This window comes from Nitrobacter vulgaris, from assembly GCF_002028545.1.
In the GTDB taxonomy this organism is placed as follows: Bacteria; Pseudomonadota; Alphaproteobacteria; order Rhizobiales; family Xanthobacteraceae; genus Nitrobacter; species Nitrobacter vulgaris.
This window is the reverse complement of sequence record NZ_MWPQ01000049.1, coordinates 290,963-308,382: the sequence shown is the minus strand read 5'-3', so window position 1 is coordinate 308,382 and position 17,420 is coordinate 290,963. Positions and strand designations below refer to the sequence as shown.

17 protein-coding genes and 1 pseudogene are annotated in these 17,420 nt (G+C 59.3%); 12 read left to right on the top strand and 6 right to left on the bottom strand.

Going from position 1 to position 17,420, the window contains the following annotated elements:
• From B2M20_RS14260 to B2M20_RS14220, 9 genes and pseudogenes are all read left to right on the top strand, one after another.
• On the top strand, positions 1-1,261 hold a 1,261-nt coding region (locus B2M20_RS14260; RefSeq protein ID WP_201789028.1), incomplete at its 5' end, for a LodA/GoxA family CTQ-dependent oxidase.
• A gap of 3 nt (positions 1,262-1,264) precedes the next feature.
• Entirely contained in the window at positions 1,265-2,470 is a 1,206-nt protein-coding gene (locus B2M20_RS14255; RefSeq protein WP_079447664.1) for an NAD(P)/FAD-dependent oxidoreductase, read from the top strand.
• 116 nt (positions 2,471-2,586) lie between these two features.
• Entirely contained in the window at positions 2,587-2,739 is a 153-nt protein-coding gene (locus B2M20_RS19590) for a hypothetical protein (RefSeq protein WP_158081543.1), read from the top strand.
• 284 nt (positions 2,740-3,023) lie between these two features.
• Positions 3,024-3,515: a pyridoxamine 5'-phosphate oxidase family protein gene (locus B2M20_RS14245; protein ID WP_079447662.1), complete on the top strand. Its 492-nt coding sequence runs from the start codon at positions 3,024-3,026 to the stop codon at positions 3,513-3,515.
• A gap of 182 nt (positions 3,516-3,697) precedes the next feature.
• A complete protein-coding gene (locus B2M20_RS14240) occupies positions 3,698-4,351 on the top strand; it encodes an ABC transporter ATP-binding protein (protein WP_079447718.1) in 654 nt (217 codons plus the stop codon).
• Positions 4,348-6,810, top strand: a complete 2,463-nt coding sequence (locus B2M20_RS14235) for an FtsX-like permease family protein (RefSeq protein WP_079447661.1) — start codon at positions 4,348-4,350, stop codon at positions 6,808-6,810. Before B2M20_RS14240 ends, B2M20_RS14235 begins: the two co-directional genes overlap by 4 nt.
• Positions 6,800-7,888 (top strand): lipocalin-like domain-containing protein, encoded by a 1,089-nt coding sequence (locus B2M20_RS14230; RefSeq protein WP_079447660.1) that lies wholly within the window; start codon positions 6,800-6,802, stop codon positions 7,886-7,888. Before B2M20_RS14235 ends, B2M20_RS14230 begins: the two co-directional genes overlap by 11 nt.
• Positions 7,889-7,899: 11 nt before the next feature.
• Positions 7,900-8,067: pseudogene (locus B2M20_RS14225) on the top strand (SDR family oxidoreductase); the annotation flags it as partial.
• 96 nt (positions 8,068-8,163) lie between these two features.
• Positions 8,164-8,382: a hypothetical protein gene (locus B2M20_RS14220; protein ID WP_079447659.1), complete on the top strand. Its 219-nt coding sequence runs from the start codon at positions 8,164-8,166 to the stop codon at positions 8,380-8,382.
• Positions 8,383-8,419: 37 nt separating this feature from the next.
• Here the strand turns inward: B2M20_RS14220 and mnhG are convergent, their stop codons facing one another.
• The 6 genes from mnhG to B2M20_RS14190 are packed head-to-tail and all read right to left on the bottom strand — an operon-like array spanning position 8,420 to position 14,462.
• Positions 8,420-8,824, bottom strand: coding sequence for a monovalent cation/H(+) antiporter subunit G (gene mnhG / locus B2M20_RS14215; RefSeq protein ID WP_079447658.1), 405 nt, complete (start codon positions 8,822-8,824; stop codon positions 8,420-8,422).
• Positions 8,821-9,099, bottom strand: a complete 279-nt coding sequence (locus tag B2M20_RS14210) for a K+/H+ antiporter subunit F (RefSeq protein ID WP_079447657.1) — start codon at positions 9,097-9,099, stop codon at positions 8,821-8,823. The genes mnhG and B2M20_RS14210 overlap by 4 nt, the downstream gene beginning before the upstream one ends.
• Positions 9,096-9,584: a Na+/H+ antiporter subunit E gene (locus B2M20_RS14205; protein WP_079447656.1), complete on the bottom strand. Its 489-nt coding sequence runs from the start codon at positions 9,582-9,584 to the stop codon at positions 9,096-9,098. Before B2M20_RS14205 ends, B2M20_RS14210 begins: the two co-directional genes overlap by 4 nt.
• On the bottom strand, positions 9,581-11,188 hold the full coding sequence (locus tag B2M20_RS14200; protein ID WP_079447655.1) for a monovalent cation/H+ antiporter subunit D: 1,608 nt from the start codon (positions 11,186-11,188) through the stop codon (positions 9,581-9,583). Before B2M20_RS14200 ends, B2M20_RS14205 begins: the two co-directional genes overlap by 4 nt.
• 2 nt (positions 11,189-11,190) lie before the next feature.
• A complete protein-coding gene (locus B2M20_RS14195; protein WP_079447654.1) occupies positions 11,191-11,529 on the bottom strand; it encodes a Na+/H+ antiporter subunit C in 339 nt (112 codons plus the stop codon).
• Positions 11,529-14,462, bottom strand: coding sequence for a monovalent cation/H+ antiporter subunit A (locus B2M20_RS14190; protein WP_079447653.1), 2,934 nt, complete (start codon positions 14,460-14,462; stop codon positions 11,529-11,531). The genes B2M20_RS14195 and B2M20_RS14190 overlap by 1 nt, the downstream gene beginning before the upstream one ends.
• Positions 14,463-14,687: 225 nt before the next feature.
• Between B2M20_RS14190 and B2M20_RS14185 the strand changes: the two genes are divergently transcribed.
• From B2M20_RS14185 to B2M20_RS14175, 3 genes are all read left to right on the top strand, one after another.
• The gene (locus B2M20_RS14185; protein ID WP_079447652.1) at positions 14,688-15,116 is read left to right on the top strand and encodes an RrF2 family transcriptional regulator; all 429 of its coding nucleotides are present in this window, start codon (positions 14,688-14,690) and stop codon (positions 15,114-15,116) included.
• Positions 15,117-15,553: 437 nt separating this feature from the next.
• Positions 15,554-16,024: a tetratricopeptide repeat protein gene (locus B2M20_RS14180; protein ID WP_244553519.1), complete on the top strand. Its 471-nt coding sequence runs from the start codon at positions 15,554-15,556 to the stop codon at positions 16,022-16,024.
• Positions 16,025-16,323: 299 nt separating this feature from the next.
• Positions 16,324-17,400 carry a multicopper oxidase domain-containing protein gene (locus B2M20_RS14175; RefSeq protein WP_079447650.1) on the top strand — a complete coding sequence of 359 codons (1,077 nt, stop codon included), beginning with the start codon at positions 16,324-16,326 and terminating at the stop codon, positions 17,398-17,400.
• Positions 17,401-17,420: the final 20 nt, after the last annotated feature.

The window sequence follows — 17,420 nt, the reverse complement described above, 5'->3', positions numbered from 1 at the left end:
GAACCAGTTCGCCTACTTCAACATTCCGGGTTGGTGGGACGACACGTGCTGTGGTGAAATCGACGTCACCGTCACGCTGAAGGACGGAACTGTACTGAGTACGCGCGACAACGTGAAATCAGCGACGGACGAAGGAACGCGGAATCCGCGTGCGGGAGCCTGGATCGTTACCGCGCCACCGAAGTTTGCACCTCACATGTATCATGTGGTCTCTATTCTGGATCGCGTTTACGAGGCTTTTCCTGAGTCTTACCCCCACGTATGGAAGAAGACGAACTTCTACCGAGATGTCTTCCCGATCTTCGCCAAGGCAGTTAGCTACAGCTGGGTGAACGCGGCGGCAGGGGGCGTTTCACCTGACACCAAGGACGCCGCTCACGGTCCGGGGCAGCCGGGCAGCCTGCTCAGTGCCGAATACATGACTGCTTTCACGGATCCGAGCGAGAACAGCAAGCCGACGCGGCAGATGATCTATGAATTGATGCGGCATGCGCCCGGCAAGCGCGGACGGCTGGTTGATTCCCTGATGCCGCCGCCGCCAGCGCGTCCAACCAGCTGGCAGAACGACGACTTCAAGGGCGATGCAGGACCCTTCAAGATGCCCAGGCTGTGGGGCACCGGAGGCAAGCCGTTACAGAATGAGCAATTGGGACTGAGCCTGCCCGATCAGTTTCTCAGCCTGACCGATCGGCAGCTCAATCACCTGAAAGAATGGGCCGAAGGAGACTTCGAGGTTGGCACTCCACCAAAACCCGTTGCGCTTGAGACCTTGCCGCTGGCGGAGCAGCCACATGCACTCGACAGCTCGGCGCTCGAACCTACGATCGGCGGCGGTTTCCACCCGGGGATCGAATTCCCGTATCTGATTCTCTATCGGGAAAATTTTGCTGAGGCGTTCCGTGTCGACAAGGGCATCGAGCCTGGATCGCTCTCCGCCTACATGTCGAGCCCTTGGCAAGGCGACTTCTGGTCGTGCAACGTGTTGTGGTGGCCGACGCAGCGGCCGGATATCGTTTTCGAATACGACAGGAAGAGCCAGACCCGAACCTACAAGGAATGGTTCCGCGGATACGATGAGCACGGTGAACCGCTCTCGTCTGCCGATGGTTACCATCAGATGGCTTATGCCTGGTCAAGATTGGGGATGGTGCTGCCGGTCAAGAATGAGGATGGCAGCTTCCTGAGAGCCAACGGTCAGATCGTGTTCGCCGAACAAGAGCGTGATCCGGCCCTGAACCGGCCGCCCGCCAAGAGCAAATGATCAGTGGCGTCGGCGCCGTTGCTCGACCCGACCGGGACAATATGGGACGTCGTCATTGTTGGTTCCGGACCCGCGGGGGCCGCAACCGCCATCACGCTCGCGAAGTACGGGCAGCGCGTCCTGCTGGTGGAGAAGCGCGCGTCGCCCAGCTTCAAGCTTGGCGAGTCCCTGCCGCCCACGTCGATGGGGCTGGTCAGACACTTCCTGGGAGATATTGAAAGTCCCGAACAGCAACTTCCTGGTCTTTTCAGAACTGCCGGCAACATCTCGCTATGGGGAACCGAACCGACCGAGATCGCGGATTTTTTCTTCGCGTCGGCCGGCCATGGCCTCTGCGTCGAGCGGCTAGCGTTCGATGAAGCGCTGCGTACGAAAGCGGTCGCGGCTGGTGCGACCTTGCTCAAGGATGTCTGTTTCCAGTCCTGCACGCGGATTGAAGGCGGCAATTTCAATTGGCAACTGACGCTCACCTCGCGCAACGTCACTCGGCAGGATCGCGCCCGTTATCTCGTCGACTGTTCGGGTCGCCAAGCGGTCGTGGCTCGCATACTTGGTGTCCCGACACTGAGTCATGGCGATCGGCTGTTCGCCTATGCGCAATGGTTTTCCTGCTCGGGCGGTGATGATGACCGTTATACCCGCATTGAGGCCGCGCCATACGGCTGGTGGTACAGCAACCGCTTGCCCGGATCCGAAGACAATGAAACCCGGCGGCTGGTGGTCTTGCACACCGATAAGGATTTGCCGGCGGCGAGGCTGGCAGCGTCGCGGCAAGGCTTCGATCAACTGCTGGACGGTTCGACGCATATTGCGCCTTTGCTCAAAGCCGGAGGGTATCACCCTTGCGGGATCATCCGGGGAGCGCCGGCCAATAGCCAGCGACTGGGAAACTTTTGCGGCGACGCCTGGATGGCGGTGGGTGATGCGGCACAAGCCTATGATCCGCTGTCGTCGCAAGGTATCGACAAGGCGCTCAGGACGGCGAGCCATGCCGGGCATATGATTCACTACGCGCTGACGGACTCTCCGCAGGGGGCGGCAGGATTGGACGGTCGCAATAGCTACATCCATCGATACGATCAACAGCAGCGCCAACTCTGGCAGACCTACGTGTCGCAACACGATTTCTACTATGGCATCCAGTCCCGCTGGTTCGATCAGCCGTTCTGGCGACGTCGGCGGCAGCTGGCGAATGAAGCCGGTCGCTAGATCTCGTGCCCAGGCGACTTTTTTCTTTTGGAACCGACCTTAAAATCTTGCAACGGCGGCGCACATCAGAAGGAGCAATGCGCAGTGGCCGCATCTGGGTCAGAAGGTTGAGTGATATGAAAAGCGAGATGAAAATTGAGGTGCTATTGGCCGCAATTCTAGTCGCTGCAGCTTTGGTTAGCGTCAACGCGCTGGTTTCGGCGGTTCAGAAGGGGGAGCGCGGGGCGGTTGATCCGGCGGCGATAGATAGCACCAGCAACAGAAATTGACGTGGCTATAGATCTGCCGTCTTTACTGTAGGTCATGCTCATTGGCGCAAGTCAGGACGCGTTTGATCAGTCCGATATGCTGGCGTTTCCCTTGCCTTTCCGGAACGGAGCGCTAGTGGCGGCGTTGATGTTCCGTAGCTTCTCAATTCAGAGGCCACGATGGCAGATTGAGAAACTCTTATCGGCACAGCGACAAAGTGGAAAGCACCGCTGTCTATGGCCGTGACGGGCAAAAATCGGCAGCGTCGAGCGCGTGAGGGCTTGTCGCTATAAGAGGTGTTTCCATGAGCAGGAAAAACGACATCGAACGGATCTGGGACATCATTGAAAAAGTTGGCGTTTGCATGCTGACGACGCAGTTTGCTGATGGACTGCGCGCGCGACCGCTCGAAGCAAGGCCTGACCGTGACGCTGGCCTGATTTTCTTCGTAACCGATATCCACAGCCCGAAGGAAGAAGAGATTGAGGCACGGCCCGACGTCGGCCTCGTGTTTATCGACTCGAGTGATAAAGCCTACCTGTCAATCACCGGGCGCGCCTGCATCATCCACGATGCCGACCTGACGAAGGCGGCGTGGCGAAAGACAGATGAATTATGGTGGCCGGGAGGACCGAGCGATCCTAACGTATGCCTGTTGCAGATTGAACCTTCTACTGTGGAATTATGGGACGGGCCGGCAAGCAGCGTCGCGACTGTATTCGAGTTCGCCAAGGCGAGGTTGACCGGCAAGAAACCGAACCTGGGCGAGAACCGGAAGGTGACGGTCAAGATGTAGGTTTGATATGCAAACGCATGGACCGTTTGAAGCCGGTCGCCGAAGAGGGGGCGGCGGATGCAACTAGGTTGGGACGAAGCGGCAGCGTCAAGACCTACGTGACTAGAAAGGGAGTGGCGTTCACGATGGTCGACCTTTCGTCCATGACGGACGAGACGGCGATGGATATTCCAAGAGCACCAATGCTGGATATCCAGAACCTGACCAAAACCTATCGTTCGGCGCAGGAACAGATCGCCGTTCTTCGCGGGGTCTGCGAGCATGTTAGCGCCGGTGAGAGCGTTGCGCTGACCGGGGAATCGGGAAGCGGCAAAAGCACGTTGCTGCACCTGATTGCGGGTCTCGATGAGGCGGACGGTGGCTCAATCCGGCTCGATGCCACGGAGGTGACTGCACTGGCGGATCAGGGCCGTGCAGCAATCCGCCGGGACCGGCTCGGTTTGATTTTTCAGCAGTTCAATCTGATCCCTTCTCTAACCGTCGCCGATAACCTAGCTTTTCAGTCGCGTCTCGCCGGTCGCCATGACAGCCAATGGCAAAACGAACTTGTCGATCGGTTGGGCCTCGGCAATCTGCTGAAGCGATATCCCGAACAACTCTCAGGCGGCCAACAACAGCGGGTTGCAATCGGGCGCGCGCTTGCGGTCAGGCCGCCTCTGCTTCTTGCTGACGAACCGACCGGAAACCTCGATGAGGCGACGGCCGACGATGTTACAGATATCGCGCTTGATCTCGTCAAACGGACCGGATGCGCTTTTCTCATGGCGACGCACAGCACACGGCTTGCCGCGAAACTGGACCGGACAGTTCGACTGAGCGCCGGACTGATTTCGTGAAGCAAGGGTATTGGATCCTTGCGGTGATGCTTAGCCATTGGCGCCGGCATCCGCTGCAACTGACGACACTCATGGTAGGTCTGATCTCCGCGACGGCACTGTGGAGTGGCGTAGAGGCATTGAACCAGCAGGCTCGCACCAGCTACGATCGGGCCGCGGCGGTCTTTGGCGGTTCTCGACCCGCGATGCTGGTCGGGCAGCGTGATTCCACATTTTCTCAGCAGCTTTTCGTCGATCTCCGGCGGGCGGGATGGCAAGTCTCACCTGTCGTCGAAGGACGAATTCGCATTCAGGGAAGGCCATTGCGTCTGTTGGGAATCGAGCCGGTAACGTTTCCAGCGCAGGCAGGGTCGATCCCGGCGATCGGCGCGGCGGATCTGAAATCGTTCATCGGGCCTCCCGGTGAGACTTTGGTCGCGCCGGAGACATTGATCGCGCTGACCGGGACGGAAGGAACGGTCCTTGTCACGGATGACGGGGCGCTACTGCCGCCGCTCAAGGTTCACGCGCAGCTCGCACCGGGTGTCGTGATCGTCGATATCGGATTTGCGCAAAGCACTCTTCACATGCAAGGTCGGCTCTCGCGTCTGTTGATTGGCAACACGCGCAGCCAGCCGCCGCTGCTTGAGGCTGTCACTGGCGACATGCTCAGGTATGTCGCGGCGGACGCCGAAACCGATCTTGAACGTCTGACCGACAGCTTTCATCTCAACCTGTCGGCCTTCGGGCTGCTATCGTTTCTTGTTGGACTCTTTATCGTCTATTCGGCGGTCGGCTTGGCCTTCGAGCAGCGTATGCCGATGCTCCGGACCCTTCGCGCTTGCGGAGTATCGTCCCGGAAGTTGAACGGTGTGGTGCTGATCGAGCTGCTGGTCCTGGCCATCGCCGGCGGCCTGGTCGGATTGGTCTGCGGATATCTGATCGCCGCGGCGTTACTGCCCAATGTCGCTGCGAGTCTGAACGGGCTGTATGGCGCGCGGGTTTCCGGGGCGCTGGCTCTCAGACCCGAATGGTGGATCGCAGGCTTGGCAATGAGCGCCGTCGGTACATTGGCTGCGTCGTCGACAAGCCTCTTGAAAGTCGTCCGTCTTTCGGTTCTCGCGATGGCGCAACCTTATGCATGGCAGCAATCACAGCGGCGATGGCTGGGCTATCAAGGCGTCATGGCCGTCGCGATGCTTGTTGCGGCAATCACCGTTCTGTTAGTCGGCGGCTCGCTGATCTCAGGATTCGCGGTGCTGGCGGCGCTGCTGCTGGGTGCGGCGCTTGCGCTCCCTGTGCTGCTCGAAGTCGTGCTGCGCATCGGCGAGCGAAGCTCGCGGCAGCCGCTTGTGATGTGGTTCTGGGCGGACAGCCGTCAGCAACTTCCCGGACTGTCGCTAGCACTGATGGCCTTGCTGCTCGTGCTCGCGGTTAACGTCGGCGTGGGAACCATGGTGGAGAGTTTCAGTAAAACCTTCGCCGCATGGCTGGACGGCCGGCTCGCTGCGGACGTCTATGTGAACGCCTTCAGTGATGCCCAAGCTCGCGATATCGAAGCACGGCTGCGCTCGCGGCCGGAGGTCACTGCCATCCTGCCGAGCGGCCGCGCCGAGATCGAGATCGGGGGCTGGCCGGTGGAGGTTCTTGGCCTCGCCGATCACGCCACCTATCGCGACCGTTGGCCATTGTTGGAGTCGCGGTCGAATGCGTGGGATGACGTCAAGTCAGGCGAGGGCGCCCTCGTGAGTGAGCAGTTGGCACGGAGACTGAAACTACGGCTTGGTGACCGACTCGGCGTCAGTACGCCCACCGGCATCTGGTCCCTGCGTGTCGCAGCTATCTATGCCGATTACGGTAATGCTAAGGGGCAGATCGCCGTCAATATCGACGCCTTCACAGGCCGATTTCCAGATCTGCCGCGGACCCGGTTCGGCTTGCGCGTGACCCCCGGCAAGATCGGGCCGTTGATCGATGACATGCGCAAGGCATTTCATCTCGACGAAAGCCGCCTCTCCGATCAATCGGCGCTGAAGATGGAATCGACAGGGATTTTCAACCGCACGTTCGCGGTGACCGCTGCACTGAACATGTTTACGCTGGGTGTCGCCGGAGTTGCGTTGTTCACTAGCCTGCTGACCCTCAGCAGTTCCCGTCTTCCACAACTGGCGCCGTTGTGGGCGCTTGGGGTGACAAGGCGGCAGCTGGCCGGCATTGAGCTTCTCAAGACAATGTCCATTGCGTTCATCACCGCGATGTTGGCGCTGCCGCTCGGCTTGCTGGTGGCGTGGTGCCTGATCGCGGTGGTCAACGTCAGAGCATTTGGCTGGCGCCTGCCGTTCCATGTCTTTCCGCTGCATCTCGCCGAGCTTGTCGGCGTGGCGATGTTTGCGTCGCTGCTGGCGACGCTGATTCCGGTCGTCCGGCTGATGCGGCTGCCCCCGGCGGTGCTGATCAAGATCTTTGCCAATGAGCGCTAATGCAAAAATCTCGCGCCGTGCGTTTGCGACGGGGCTTGCCGTTCTCGGTTTCGGACGAAGAACCTCGCTGGCTCAGAATTTCGCTGGACTTGGTGGTGATGCTTCCGGATTCGCTTCGGTGATACCCGGCAGGAGTTTCGAATTTCCCTACGATCACGGCCCGCATCCGGATTACCGCATCGAATGGTGGTATCTCACCGCCAATCTCAAAGACAGCGCCGGCCAGGCGCTCGGCGTGCAGTGGACGTTGTTTCGCCAGGCGATTCAGCCAGGACCGCAACGCGAAGGTTGGGCGAACCAGCAAGTCTGGATGGGCCATGCCGCCGTAACCCGCGCCGATACGCATCTCTATAGCGAAGCGTTTGCACGCGGCGGCGTGGGCCAGGCCGGCGTGGAAGCGGCTCCCTTTCACGGCTGGATCGATTCATGGCAAATGCGCGGGATCGATCGTATGTCGGCGATGAACGTCGCGCCGCTTGAGGTCAACGCATCGAGTGCAGAGTTCAGTTATGCGCTGAGGCTTGAGGCAGACAGAGCTCTCGTGCTCCAGGGCGAGGCCGGCTACAGCGCGAAATCCGAACGTGGGCAGGCGTCCTACTATTACAGCCAGCCGCATTTCACGGCGGCCGGGACCGTCACGATCGACGGCAAGCCCGTCAATGTTACCGGACAGGCCTGGATGGACCGCGAATGGAGCAGCCAGCCGCTGGCCTCGGATCAGACGGGATGGGATTGGTTCTCGTTGCACCTTGAGACCGGCGAAAAACTGATGCTGTATCGCCTGCGACAAGCCCAAGGTCAGCCCTACCTTACGGGTAACTGGACCGGACTGGATGGACGGTCGGTAGCGCTCGCTTCCAGGTCCATTGATATGATCCCGACAGTCACAACAGAAGTCGCGGATCGCATGCTGCCGACAAGCTGGCGTATCGTCGTTCGCGATCGGGCGCTGACGATCGAAACGGTCCCGCTGAATCCAAAGAGCTGGATGGGAACGCGTTTTTCCTACTGGGAAGGCCCGGTGAGTTTCACGGGCACCCACCATGGTGTCGGGTATCTCGAAATGACAGGTTATTGATCGAAGGTGTCCCCTTGATTCCCTCGACCATGCCGGAGGAGATCGTGACCGACTTTGGCAAGCAGGTTCCGATGAAGCGCCCCGGGCAGCCCGCCGAACTGGCAACTGCCTATGTCATGCTGGCTGATCTGCTCTCGAGCTATACGTCCGGCACCACCGTGGCGGTGACCCGGGGGTAGACTCTTTCATCTGAAAGTGAATGAGGCGGCGCCGGTGCGGAGGAGACGATTTTCCTTCCTCAACGTTGTTAGTTCGCAGGAGAGAGGGAAAGAACAATGGCATACGCTTTATTCTATCAGGATCAACGCATCGGTGCAGCCGCGCCCACCGAGCTTGAGGCATGGAGGCGAGCGCTGCACTCAGGTCTGATTACGAATATCCCCGTCTCGGATCACCGGAAAGTTCAGGTGTTGCAGCGTGGTCTTTACGTCAAGCAGGTGAACGGAGACCTTGAGCACAGGTCCGACCGGGAACTTTCGACCGAAATCTCCTAGGCTGCCGACGCGGGATGCCCTGCATCCTTTTTTATGCTTACTCCGCGCGGGGCTCTTGCGGCGCTCCCTTGTCCAACAACGGATCAGCGATGCCGTCTTTTGCATGTCGCTGAAGCGCTCCGTCGTTTTCGAGTTTATCCCGAAAAAGTGCAGCATTGACCAGAATCATCAGGCCGATCGGGGTCGTTGTGATGACGAGAACAATGATAAGGAGCTCGTGCAGGACCGGACCCGTTCCTAGCGCGGAGAAGTAGATCATCGACGCGATGGCGATGAAGGCTGTTCCCAAAGTGGTTCCCAGGGTGGGCGCGTGGACCCGTTCGTAAAAGGTCCGGAGGCGTAGCAGGCCGAGCGCGCCGACCAACGTGACCGCAGCTCCGCTGACCAGGAAAACCGCCGTCAGGACGGCTGGCAGCGCAGAAAGTTCGCCTGCTGCACTCACTCGATGACCTCCCCGCGAAGCAGGAATTTGGCAAGGACCACAGTGCTCACGAAACCAAGCAGAGCGATGATCAAGGCTGCTTCGAAGTAAAGCGTGCTGCCTGTTCTTATGCCGAAGGTGAGAAGCAGCAGCATTGCATTCACATACAGGCTGTCGAAGCCGACGACGCGATCCTGTGCTCTTGGTCCCCGGAGGATGCGGAAGGCGGCGCATGCCATCGCGCAGCCGAGCAGGATCTGTGCCGTGGTGACCGACCAGGCGAGCATCATGCTCATGTGAAGATCTCCATCAGCCGCCGTTCGTAACGCTCCTTGATAAGGCCGACCCATTCGGATTCATTGACCAGATCAAGGACATGGATGGTCAAGATGCCGCTGGCTTCGTTGAAGTCCACCCATAGAGTCCCCGGCGTCGATGTGATGATGCAAGCGAGCGCCGCCAGCCCATAAGGATCGCGAAGTTCAAGCGGGATTTCCACAAAGCCCGCAGTCCTTTCTTTTCGTTTCGTCCCGAGGATGATGCGGGCGACGGCGATATTGGATTTCACGATGTCGACGAAGACGAGAGCAGCGAGAAGGAGGATTCGATCCGGTCGCCGTGGATACGCTTTCGGCGGCTGCAATGCTGCGAGCCCCCATCCGCCGATAAGGGCCCCGGCGCTGCCTAAAAGAAAATGCCCCGGCGAAAGCGTCTGATTGAGCAGCAGCCAGAAAGCAAGGAGACTGGCGCTAACTATGGGAAACGGCAGCAGGCGGGTCATGTCGGCCCCCTTGAGTCGTCGGGCTTGATCGGAGAATCCAGAACTCCCCGGACATAGTGGTGAGGAGCATGCAGCGATTGCGCCGTCGCCTGCATGAATCGCATAACCGGACCCGCCTTAACCGTCTGAACTGCGCAAAGCAGCAAGAGGGCCGCAACAGGCGCCATCTCGATAAGGCGGACGCGTGGTATGGTGCGTTCCGGCGAAACCCAGAACGAACGGATGCCGGCGCGCGTCATGGCGATCAGCGCCGCAAGTCCTGAAACGATCAACAGGAAAAGAAAAATCCATGTGGCGGGGGAGAGGGCGCCGATCGGAGAGTGGAGGGTGGCCGTCAGGATCGCGAATTTAGCGACGAAGCCGGAGAGGGGCGGCAAGCCCGAAATGACGACGGCGCAGCCGATGAAAGCCACACCAAGGATACCGATCGTCGCCGGGATCGCAATTCCGGTTTCCGGCAAAATCTCGGAATCATCCTCATCGCCATAGAGTTCCCGGGTGACCGCAAGTACGTCAGCACCCGGTTCGCGGCCACGCTCGACCAGTTCGATCAGGAGAAAAAAAGCACCCAGACCGAGTGTCGAGCTGATGAGGTAGAACAGGGCGGCGCCGGTCACGCCCACTTGTCCCAAACCGATGGCGGCCAGTATTGTGCCCGACGATACCAGCACCGAGAAGGCGGCGAGTCGCGCCATGTCCTGCGACGCGAGGCTCCCGATCGCACCGAACGCCACGGTCGCCATGCCTCCTAGCAGCAGCAAATGATCGCCAAATTGCGCCGACGCTCCCGCATCATCACCGAACAACAGCAGCGATAGCCGCAGCACGACGTAGGCGCCGACCTTCGTCAGGACGGCGAAAATCGCCGCTACAGGCGGTGGCGCGGCCGCATAGGTGCTTGGGAGCCAAAAGCACAGCGGCCACATTCCGGCCTTGACGAGAAACGCAATGCCAAGGATGCCCGCTCCTGCCTCCAGCAGTCCGCGGTCCGCCGCGCTGACCGCCGGAATGCGGGTGGCCAGATCCGCCATGTTGAGCGTGCCGGTCACGCCGTAGATCAGGCTGACGCCGATCAGAAACAGCAGCGACGCCGCGAGGTTGACAACGATATAATGTAACCCGGCCTTGACCCTGGCCGTTCCCGAGCCGTGCAGCGCCAGACCGTAGGAAGCCGCAAGCAGAACCTCGACGAAAACGAACAGGTTGAAGAGATCGCCAGTGAGGAAAGCACCGTTGATTCCCATTAGCAGGAGCTGAAACAAGGGATGGAACAGCACCCCCGCGCGATGCCAGCGCGCCAGAGAGAATACAGCCGCCGCCGCTGCGAGGAGACTGGTTAGCAGCAGCATGAGCGTGGCCAGCCGATCCACAACGAGTACGATGGCGAAGGGAGCTGGCCAGTCGCCCAGGCGATAGACGCCCGCGACGCCCGTCGGGGCAACATCGGCGGCGCGCAGGAGTATGATGGAAATCGCCACCAGCGCGAACGTCGTCACGATACTAAGTGCGGCGCTGACGTTGCGGCGCTGCTCTCCTCCGAGAGCCAGCATGATCGCGGCGGCGAACAACGGCAGCACGATCGGTGCGATCATCAGATGGTTCACGACTACGGCTCCCGTCCGTCGACGTGGTCGGTTCCCGTCAGGCCGCGGGATGCGAGCAGTACGACCAGAAATAGCGCAGTGGTCGCGAAGCTGATGACGATGGCCGTGAGAACGAGGGCTTGTGGTAACGGATCCGGAAGGCTGGCGATGTCATCAGATGCGTGCGTCCCCAGGATCGGAGCGGCGCCGATTTTAAGCCGCCCCATCGCGATAATGAAAAGATTGACCGCATAAGAGAGCAATGACAGGCCGATGATCACCTGGAACGTGCGCGGCCGAAGCAACAACCACACGCCCGACCCCGCAAGCACGCCGATGCCAATCGCGAGTACGATCTCCACTACCCCACCTCAGCCGTTGGAGAGGCGGCGGATGCACGGCTGGAAGGCGTCCGATGACTGCGCACGGTCTGATGCGCGATCGCGATCAACATCAGGACAGTGGCGCCGACGACCAATGCAAATACGCCGATGTCGAACAGCAGTGCGCTCGCCAGAGGAATCGAGCCGATCCAGGGAACTTCGAGGTATGAGAACGACGAACTCAGGAAAGGCCGTTCGAACAACCAGGCGGCCGCCCCCACGCAGGCCGTTATGAGTAGGCCCGCGCCCATCCAGTGCACAGGCAGAATGCGCAGGTGTTCCTCCGTCCAGGTGGTTCCGCGAGCGACGTACTGGAGGATGAATGCCACGGCCATCGTGATGCCCGCGACAAATCCGCCTCCTGGCAGGTCATGTCCTCGCAGAAGGAGGAAAATCGCGGTCGTGCAAATCACCGGGAAAAGCAGGGCCATCATGAGCCGAGGGATGGTCATCGCGCTCCTGAGCGTGTCACCCTTCTCTCGAGTGGGTTGAGCCTCATCGTAGAGATCTTGACTGTGCTGCTGCTCCGGCACGGAAATGCTTTCGGCAGCAGGCCGAAATCGCCGCAGCAATGCATAGACGGTCAGCGCGACGATGCCGAGCACGGTGATCTCGCCGAAGGTGTCGAACGCACGAAAGTCTACAAGAATGACATTTACAATGTTGGTCCCGCCGCCTAGCGCGTATGCGTTCTCGACAAAGAATCGCGCGATGCTGTCAGGCTCCGCTCGTGTCATGACCGCGTAGGCCAGCGCCCCCAAACCGGCTCCGAACGCGGTCGCGATGCCGATGTCCCGGAAGCGGCGCCAACTGGAATCGCGTTCCGGCGGGTCGGCCGCGGGAAATTTCTCGATGCGTTTCGGCAGCCAACGCAGCCCGAGAAGGAGCAATACAGTGGTGACGGTCTCGACCACCAGCTGGGTCAGTGCGAGATCAGGCGCGGCTAGCCAAACGAAGCTGACACACGTCACCAGGCCCGCGCCGCCCACGAAAATGAGAGCCGCAAAGCGATGGAATTTGCCCTGGTAAGCCGCGGCCAGCGCGCAGGCGCATCCGATAGCCCAGATCAGCGCGAATGCGACATTGAAAGACGTTCGCGCCTCTCCCCCAAACTCGATGCCGTGAGCGAACATCGGCGCCAGGCCGACCAGCAAAGCCGCGCAGAACAGCAGCTGCAACTGTGGCTGCAAGCGGCGCGTGCCAAGCAACTCCTCTAACCGTCTTGCGAACTGCCACGAGACGGCGACGAGCACGCGGTCGAAAATGCGCTGACCTTGGATATACCGCAGCAGTGGCGGTCCTTCAGCAACGAGCAGATATGACCTGAACGTCAAATAGATGGCCACGCCGCCGGAAATCGCGACCAGGCTCATCAGGAACTCGGGAGTTAAGCCGTGCCAGATTGCAAGGCTGTAAGTGGGAATGGCGTCGCCGAGGACAGCGTGGAGCGCGGTTCGGAGCAGGGGGCCGATTGTAAGGCCGGGCACAATGCCAACGAGGAGACAGGCAAGAACGAGGAGCCCGACGGGAAAGCGCATCAGGAACGGCGGCTCATGCGGTGTGCGTGACAATTCTCGCGGTGGGGGACCGAAAAATACTTCGGCTATGAACCGCAGCGAGTAAGCGACCGTGAACATGCTTGCCATGGTGACGATGTAGGGCAATGCCTGATCCAGCAACGAGTTGTCGTGAGTCTCGATTGTCTGGGCGAAAAACATCTCCTTGGACAAGAAGCCGTTCAGCAACGGGACGCCAGCCATGGCGGCGGCAGCGACCATCGCGAGCGTTGCCGTGATCGGCATGAAGCGCCGCAGGCCGCTCAGGCGGCGCAGGTCGCGGGTGCCGGTTTCGTGGTCGATGATCCCGGCCGCCATGAATAACGACGCCTTGAACGTCGCATGGTTCATGAGGTGAAAGATGGCGGCGACCTGTGCGAGCGGTGAGTCGAGACCGATGAGCAGAGTGATGAGCCCGAGATGACTGATGGTCGAGTAGGCGAGCAGTCCTTTCATATCCTGCTGGAAAAGAGCAATGAACGCTCCAAGTATGAAACTGATAAGTCCCGCCGAACCCACGAGCCACAGCCACTCGTTCGTTCCGCCCAGCGCAGGCCAGAGCCGCACCAGAAGAAATACCCCACCTTTGACCATCGTGGCGGAGTGAAGATAGGCTGAAACGGGCGTCGGTGCCGCCATCGCCTGTGGCAGCCAGAAATGGAACGGGAACTGTGCGCTTTTCGTCAAGGCTCCGAGAAGGATGAGGACGAGCGCCGGGATGTAAAACGAATGCGCGCGGATCTTGTCGCCCGACGCGAGAACGCGATCGAGATCGTAACTGCCGACGATATGTCCGAGGATCAATATACCGGCGAACAGGCAAAATCCGCCGGCCGATGTTACAATCAGAGCCATGCGCGCGCCATCCCGCGCCTGCGCTGTCTGGTACCAATAGCCGATCAGCAGAAAGGAAAAGAGGCTGGTCAGCTCCCAGAAGAAAACCAGTTGGATCAGGTTGCCAGAGAGGACGATGCCGAGCATCGCCCCCATGAAGGCGAGCAGGAACGAGAAAAAACGCGGCACGGGATCTTGGGGGGACAAGTAGTAGCGGGCGTAAAGTACCACCAGGAACCCGATGCTGGCGATCAGTGCGGCGAGCACCCAGGCGAAACCGTCCATCCTCAGATAGAAATTGAGACCGAGTTCGGGCACCCATTCAACGGTATGTCGGATGACTCCTCCGTTGACGATATGGGGGTAGCTCACGACCAGAAGCATCAGACAGATCAGCGAAATCGCACCGGCCAGCCACGCTTCGGCGTTGCGCGCGTTGCTCTGAAGGAACGCTGCAAGACAGCTCCCGGCGAAAGGGAGCACGAGAACGACGATGAGGATCGTTTCATATGGCATCGTCATTCGTGACCTTTTCGGGACGAGAACTCCAGACAGTGATGTCGGCCGTGGACAAGATATGGTCGATTTGCAGGTGGGAAGGCAAGCTGGCGTCGAGTCGCGGGGCTCCAAGGCTGGCGAGAGGCTCCGTCCTGCCGCTCTCATGCAACGTATCGACACTTGCGAAAGGCGTCGGACAGGTTCATCTTTTTTCGCTAAATCACGCGATGTGCCGCCGGCGAGACCCCGATGAGATTGACAAGCTTTTTCGACTACACTCTTCGACTGCTGATGTATGCGGCCACCCATGGTGATCGGCTGGTCACGATTGAAGAGACCGCAAGCGTTTACGGAATCTCCCGCACCCATCTCATGAAAGTGGCAAATCAACTCACGCGCGCGGGCTATCTCAAAGCCGTACGTGGCAGATCTGGCGGGCTTATGCTTGCCAAACGGCCGAACCGAATCAAGCTCGGCGACGTTCTATGCGCCACCGAGCCGGATTTCGCGCTTGTGGAATGCTTTTCCTCAAATAACCGCTGTCCAATCACGTCGAGCTGCCGGTTGCGAGCACCGTTGAGGGAAGCGCTGACAGCGTTCACCACGACGCTCGATCGCTATACGCTCGCCGATCTCATTCTCAACCCAAAAGATTTCGGGGCCCCACCGGCTGCTTGAGCGGCGCGCGATCCATCATTGCCCTGGGATATCGACAACAGCCCGCCGCATGACGGCTCAGCTCCGCGCCCTGAATGTTGAAGCGATATCACCTCATTTGAAGCAAAGTCGGACACCGCCGATCGCCGTGCATCGGCCTGCTACCGTCTGTCGCTGTTGCACATGAATTTTGGGACTATACAAACATACATTATATGTGCATGTTTATTCCACATTGCACGAGAGTCAGAAGATTGGATCTATCCGCGGCCCGGGGCATGAGGAAAGCGCCTGCAAATCAAACGCAGTACTCCAGAGGCTGGTTAAAGCTGTGCATTGCGTCCTCGGCTGCGGGAGCTGTGGTTGGTATAGCTGCCGCGGTCTGGCTCACGCATCAATCACCTCTCACCACACACCACATAACCGTTCCGCTGAACAGTGCGGCCACGACGTCGCCGATGCCACTTGAAGGCTTGCTCGACTTGCCGAAGCTCCTGGCTGCGGAGCACGCAAGCCAGCCCTGGGCGATCATGGGTGGTGCATTGCTGCAGCTAGGGTTTCCTCGTTTCAGTATTCCGGTGCTTGAGCGCGCGATCGAAAGTGATCCTGACAACAGCGTGCTTCATGTTGCATTGGGGGAAGCGCTCGCGCTGGCGGATGGTGGCATGATTTCAGATCGAGCCAAGTCGGAATTTGAGTTCGCGCTCAGAGGCGATCCAAACGATCTGATCGCACGATTCTATATCGGGCAGTGGTTGCTGCAAAACGGAAAGGCAAAGCCGGCATTGGTCAAATGGGTAGGCTTGATGCGGACGGTGGGAAACGATCAGACCTGGAATGATCGACTATGGACGGTGATGCCGAGAGCGGCGGAAGAGGTCGGTATCAGCCAACTGACGCTGCAAGCTCTTTGCACCTCGGGGATGTAGTCGTTGTGCAGTGTAATCGGCGTCGTCGCGCATTTTGTGAAATGTACACAACGCGGATGCGATCGTCGTCGTGTGTTTTCCCAGCCTTGGCGAACTGTTAAAAGATGAATTTTAAATATTGCTTTATGGAGCTGAAGATGGCAATTATCGATTGTAGTCAGTTCGAGGTTGGGGTTCGCGCGTCATGATCATGAGCACTGTTCAGCATCGGCGGCTCCAGCATGAGCGGGCGCCTGATGGATAAGCGTTCCGCGTCGCCTATGCCTTGGTAGTGGCTTATCGAAAAACATCAATATGAAATGCATGTTATTCCCATGATCCTGCAACGCTGTTCGCTGCGCGCGCATCTCGTGAAAGTCATTTTCGCTGCAAGTGCCTCGTTGTGCATCGTGAGTCCGCGCACCGCGCTTGCTGAGACAAGGCAATTCTCGATGGTCATCGAGGATACGATCCTTAAGCTCGTCGACAAGCAGACCTTCTACGCCTTCTCGTTCAACGGCCAGAGCCCCGGGCCGCTTTTGCATGTGAAGGAAGGCGACGATGTCGAGATCGAGATCGAAAACCAGACGACGTTGCCCCATACGATTCACTGGCACGGCCTGTATCAGCGCGGCACCTGGAAGAACGACGGCGTGCCCGACGTCACGCAACCGGCAATTCCTCCGGGCGAGACTTTCACCTATCGCTTCAAGGCCGAACCGTCCGGCACCATGTGGTACCACTGTCACGTCAACGTCAACGAGCACGTTGCCATGCGCGGCATGTGGGGTCCTTTTATCATCGATCCGAAAGATCCGCCGCCGGTCGAGAAAGAAGTCACCAAAGATTACATCATGATGTTTTCCAGTTGGGCGTCAGCCTGGGCGAAGAAGCCCGGCTATGGCGGCGTTCCTGGTGATGTGCCGGATTTCTTCACCATCAACGGCAAGGCTTACCCGGACACTCAACCGTTGCGGATCAAGGAGGGTGACGTCGTTCGCATCCGCTTGATCGGCGCCGGCGACGAACTGCATTCCATTCACATCCACGGTCATCTCTTCGAGGTTTACGCCAAGGATGGCCGGCCCCTCGCCAATCCCTACCTCGCCGACACGATCCTGTTCGGTCCGGGTGAGCGCTATGACCTGATTCTGCGCGCCGACAATCCCGGCATCTGGATGGTGCACGATCACATCGACAAGCACACCACGAATGGCAGTTCTCCGATGGGCGGCATGATGACCACTATCGAGTATGAGGAAATCCCGTTGAAGGATCAGTCTTTCTACAAATGGAAGAACAAGGAGTTCGTGCCCGATTTTTATTACGAGGAATCGATGAAGAAGCCGCTCGATATGCACGAGAGCCCTGCCTTCAAAGGCGATCCCGCGCCCTGAATTCAATCGAAAGGAGAGTC

Excerpts from the sequence above, each read along its gene's own strand:
- B2M20_RS19590 (WP_158081543.1), top strand. The coding sequence starts at position 2,587 with ATGAAAAGCGAGATGAAAATTGAGGTGCTATTGGCCGCAATTCTAGTC.
- B2M20_RS14245 (WP_079447662.1), top strand. The coding sequence starts at position 3,024 with ATGAGCAGGAAAAACGACATCGAACGGATCTGGGACATCATTGAAAAA.
- B2M20_RS14240 (WP_079447718.1), top strand. The coding sequence starts at position 3,698 with ATGCTGGATATCCAGAACCTGACCAAAACCTATCGTTCGGCGCAGGAA.
- B2M20_RS14230 (WP_079447660.1), top strand. The coding sequence starts at position 6,800 with ATGAGCGCTAATGCAAAAATCTCGCGCCGTGCGTTTGCGACGGGGCTT.
- B2M20_RS14220 (WP_079447659.1), top strand. The coding sequence starts at position 8,164 with ATGGCATACGCTTTATTCTATCAGGATCAACGCATCGGTGCAGCCGCG.
- B2M20_RS14210 (WP_079447657.1), bottom strand. The coding sequence starts at position 9,099 with ATGAGCATGATGCTCGCCTGGTCGGTCACCACGGCACAGATCCTGCTC.
- B2M20_RS14205 (WP_079447656.1), bottom strand. The coding sequence starts at position 9,584 with ATGACCCGCCTGCTGCCGTTTCCCATAGTTAGCGCCAGTCTCCTTGCT.
- B2M20_RS14190 (WP_079447653.1), bottom strand. The coding sequence starts at position 14,462 with ATGACGATGCCATATGAAACGATCCTCATCGTCGTTCTCGTGCTCCCT.
- B2M20_RS14185 (WP_079447652.1), top strand. The coding sequence starts at position 14,688 with ATGAGATTGACAAGCTTTTTCGACTACACTCTTCGACTGCTGATGTAT.
- B2M20_RS14180 (WP_244553519.1), top strand. The coding sequence starts at position 15,554 with ATGCCACTTGAAGGCTTGCTCGACTTGCCGAAGCTCCTGGCTGCGGAG.
- B2M20_RS14175 (WP_079447650.1), top strand. The coding sequence starts at position 16,324 with ATGCATGTTATTCCCATGATCCTGCAACGCTGTTCGCTGCGCGCGCAT.